This is a genomic window from Pseudomonas sp. (assembly GCF_030690725.1).
Lineage (GTDB): Bacteria > Pseudomonadota > Gammaproteobacteria > Pseudomonadales > Pseudomonadaceae > Aquipseudomonas.
Genome location: NZ_JAUYGD010000045.1, coordinates 1 through 1,157 on the forward strand (window position 1 = coordinate 1; position 1,157 = coordinate 1,157).

Annotated in this window: 3 protein-coding genes; all 3 read right to left on the reverse strand. The window is 54.1% G+C overall.

Annotated features, from left to right (window positions below; translation table 11 throughout):
• A partial coding sequence (rpsM, locus tag Q8O69_RS11460; protein ID WP_305592218.1) for a 30S ribosomal protein S13 occupies positions 1–308 on the reverse strand: 308 nt, incomplete at its 3' end.
• 133 nt (positions 309–441) lie between these two features.
• Positions 442–558: a 50S ribosomal protein L36 gene (gene rpmJ / locus Q8O69_RS11465; RefSeq protein WP_002555468.1), complete on the reverse strand. Its 117-nt coding sequence runs from the start codon at positions 556–558 to the stop codon at positions 442–444.
• A gap of 29 nt (positions 559–587) precedes the next feature.
• Positions 588–1,157 (reverse strand): preprotein translocase subunit SecY (locus Q8O69_RS11470; RefSeq protein WP_305592221.1); only part of this gene is annotated, 570 nt, incomplete at its 5' end.

Here is a 1,157-nt window from a genome sequence, read left to right on the forward strand (position 1 = left end):
TTGGTACGCTGACCGCGAACCGGCAGACCACGACGATGACGCAGGCCGCGGTAGCAACCCAGGTCCATCAAGCGCTTGATTTTCATGTTCACTTCACGACGCAGGTCACCTTCGGTATTAACCTTGGCTACTTCGCCACGCAGCTGCTCGATCTGCTCGTCAGAGAGATCCTTGATCTTTACTGCCGGATTAACACCGGCAGCCGCACAGATTTTCTGCGCGGTAGTGCGACCAACACCAAAGATGTAGGTCAGCGAGATAACAGTGTGCTTGTTATCCGGAATGTTTACGCCTGCAATACGGGCCATTCAGTGGAACTCCAATTGACAGCTACCTACGCCCCGGAAGCCAAGAAATGAGGCGCGAGATATTAGCGCTGTAGAAACAAATAATCAACCCGGCAGCGCACTAGCTGCCGGGCTTGTAGCACTTCAATCACACTCAGCCTTGGCGCTGCTTGTGACGCGGTTCCGCGCTGCAAATAACTCGAACGACACCTTCACGACGAATAATCTTGCAGTTACGGCACAGCTTTTTCACCGATGCACGAACTTTCATCACCAACTCCTCGAACCTTATGGGTACGTTCAGCGCATCATGCCGCTGCCGTAGCCCTTCAGGTTGGCTTTCTTCATCAGGGATTCGTACTGGTGCGAAACGAGGTGCGATTGTACTTGCGACATAAAGTCCATCACAACCACTACGACGATCAGCAACGAGGTCCCGCCAAGATAGAACGGTACGTTGGCAGCCACCACCAGGAACTGGGGCAACAAGCATACGGCCGTCATGTACAGAGCACCGAACATGGTCAAACGGGTCAACACGCCATCGATATAGCGCGCCGACTGCTCACCAGGACGGATACCCGGAATAAAGGCACCGGACTTCTTCAGGTTCTCCGCTACGTCTTTCGGGTTGAACATCAGCGCTGTATAGAAGAAGCAGAAGAAAACGATCCCTGCACTAAACAGCAAAATGTTCAACGGCTGACCAGGAGCGATAGCCTGTGAAATATCCTGCAGCCAGCCCAGACCTTCGGACTGGCCAAACCAGGCACCCAGCGAGGCCGGGAACAACAGAAGGCTGCTGGCGAAAATAGCCGGGATAACCCCCGCCATATTCACCTTCAACGGCAAGTGGCTGGTCTGCGCAGC